Origin of the sequence: Tumidithrix helvetica PCC 7403 (assembly GCF_965232925.1) — a bacterium.
GTDB lineage: Bacteria > Cyanobacteriota > Cyanobacteriia > Pseudanabaenales > Pseudanabaenaceae > Tumidithrix > Tumidithrix helvetica.
Genome location: NZ_CBDDRA010000063.1, coordinates 1 through 2,538 on the forward strand (window position 1 = coordinate 1; position 2,538 = coordinate 2,538).

Consider the following 2,538-nt stretch of genomic DNA (forward strand, 5'->3'; position numbering starts at 1 on the left):
CTTAGGGAAAAGGTAGACCAACTTCTAGCAGAATTAACTCCCCAAGTTATAGCATCGATTACTGGATATCCTTTCATTTTGGAAGCCCTATCTGTTGCCAATATAATTTAAATTGGTATAATGTTTGCTTGGAGCTTCAGGTGCATGAGCCAACTACGGGAAAAGGAAATCGATCGGGCGATCGCTGCCATAACCGCCAATCAATCGTTACTGATTCTAGGGGAAGAAGGATCGGGTAAGAGTTGCATCGCCTATGGCGTGCGCGACGCTCTTGAGTCGAACGGCTGGCAAGTAGCGATCGCGGAATATTCAAGTTCGGTGAAAAATACCCTGATCGCGATCGCAGAGCAACTGAATATCGAAATCAACGATCCGCAGACCCGCAAGGCTTTTACCGTGGACGAGATGAAAAGAGCCATTCCAGGGGGGCTGATCGTTGCGAATACTTGCCTGATCTGCGACGATGCCCACCGTTATCCAGTCAGCTTGCGTTACTGGCTCGAAGATTGCATGGCTGACGGAGCCGTGTTATTGATGCTTGCCACCACACCGCCCCGCAAAGATATTTTTTTAAAAATGCCCCGCATATCATTGCAGCCGCTCAATTTCGAGGAAGTTCGCGCGATCGTGCTGGACGAAGCGGAACAGATGGGCATTCGGATCGATGCGTCTAGGTTGGCGGCGTTACAGGAGCGATCGGGAGGAAACCCTCAACTGGCGCGGCGGGTCGTGCGCGAGGAAATGCTGTCCATTGGCGATGGGGAGGCAGGCGACCACCTAGAGTACATCGACGGCACGCCTTTTTTAATTGCGGCGATATCTCTGGTGGCGATCGTGCGCTTTGTCGGACTGGGACTCGGGAACAAATCGCTCTATATCATTGGCGCGATCGCAATGGTCGTGGCAATATCGTTGCGAGTGGTGTTACAGCGATCCAATGCCCGAAGCGGATCGCGATTGTAGGCTGACATAATCGGTAATTTTTAGGCTGTGCGTGTGGGATAGATCTCCTATCAGCCCGATTCTCGGCGTACCCATTGTGGTCATGATTACAGGTAAGTTTCCTGCTTCGGCGATCGCGATCTGCAAGCACTCCGTTAAATATTTGCGAGTACCACCATGTTTGAAAACGTTACTGTCGTTGATAATCCCTTCAATCGAAGCATAGCCGCCGTCGCCATCGGGAGTTAACCTCCCTTGTCCGACCAATGCCAGCGATCGCCGCATTGCAGTAGAAATTCCAGTCTCGGTGGAGAGGTGGGTTTGTGCTACTAGGAAAACGTGAATCCTATGCTCTCTGCCCTTGGCAATCAGAGCGTTGACATGTAAGAGGATATCGTTGAGTCCGCGCTCTGCCTTGAGTTTGGCAGGTAGTTTCTTGAGCGCATCGTGTAACGCAAACCACTCATCAATGATGAGGTAAATATCGAATTCTGGATCGCCAAGCGATCCACCAAGTTCTAAAAGTCTTTGCCCTTTGCTAATGCGATCGTCCAAGATGTCATAAGCGATCGCTACAGCCTGTTTGAGCTGGAGCAATTGATTGAGGATGTCACCCGACAGGTAAAAAACAGTGCGCTCGAATAATTGCAGTCCCAACCAATCCGTCGTCTTTGGATCGACGATGATAAATTTTGCAGTTGGGTTTTGGGTGTGGATCTTCCAAATAATTGCTTTCATGCTGGTGCTTTTGCCAGCGCCACTCATCACCCCGAACATAATATGTAGCGTAGTCCTAGATAACTCCTCTAGAATGTCACCGCGATAGACTTCGGCTTTGGTTCTAGGGGAAAAGGAGGGAACTCTTTCGCTTCGTTCTAGGGGACGCAGAACGATTTCTTTCCCGCGATCGCGACGGTCTTGCCAAAGGCTGTAAAGCCCTAGCATCAGGAAAATAAAGCCGATAGAAATCGCAACAGCCATAGTTTGGGAGTGAATTTATGATGAGTTTGACCCATGCCGCGATCGCGATCGCGGTTGTCAGTTGTGGAGTGGGAACAGCCGATCCAGTCGTGCTGGCAGTGGCGGGATTGAGTTCCCAATTGCCCGATATCGATACGACGAAATCCTATACAGGACTGGTATTTTACCCGATCGCCAAGTGGATCGAGGGACGTTACGCCCATAGAACCATAACCCACAGCTTCATTGCCTCCACGATCGTCGCGGCGATCGCGTTACCAGCATTTTTCTGGATAGACCTCAACTATTATTTGGCGATCGTCCTCGGTTACACAATGGGATGGTTTAGCGATGTATTCACAAAAACAGGCGTGGCAGCCTTCTATCCCAAAACATCGCGTCTGGTCATACCGGGCAATCCCAATGCCAGATTGAGGACTGGTTCGCCTGCGGAATATTGGTTGCTTGCTGTGGCGATCGCGAACGTCATCATCAGTTGCAATTTGATTAGCAACGGGAGCATCTCAATTAGGTAATAAGTAGAAATACTTAGCAAAGCAGAGTGGGATAATAGATCAAAGTTAAGCCCTATAAAACAATGAGTCCAGAAGACAAAGAAAGACTAGAAGCCTGTAC

The 2,538-nt window shown here is 49.6% G+C and carries 3 protein-coding genes; 2 read left to right on the forward strand and 1 reads right to left on the reverse strand.

What is annotated here, in order from left to right:
* Positions 1-144 precede the first annotated feature (144 nt).
* A complete protein-coding gene (locus ACP2WE_RS25940; protein ID WP_425218408.1) occupies positions 145-963 on the forward strand; it encodes an AAA family ATPase in 819 nt (272 codons plus the stop codon).
* Here the strand turns inward: ACP2WE_RS25940 and ACP2WE_RS25945 are convergent.
* The gene (locus ACP2WE_RS25945) at positions 925-1,923 is read right to left on the reverse strand and encodes a P-loop NTPase family protein (protein ID WP_425218409.1); all 999 of its coding nucleotides are present in this window, start codon (positions 1,921-1,923) and stop codon (positions 925-927) included. The genes ACP2WE_RS25940 and ACP2WE_RS25945 overlap by 39 nt on opposite strands.
* A gap of 17 nt (positions 1,924-1,940) precedes the next feature.
* On the opposite strand from ACP2WE_RS25945, the gene ACP2WE_RS25950 reads away from it, so the two are divergent.
* Complete coding sequence (locus ACP2WE_RS25950) at positions 1,941-2,438, forward strand: metal-dependent hydrolase (RefSeq protein ID WP_425218410.1); 498 nt, start codon at positions 1,941-1,943, stop codon at positions 2,436-2,438.
* Positions 2,439-2,538 lie beyond the last annotated feature (100 nt).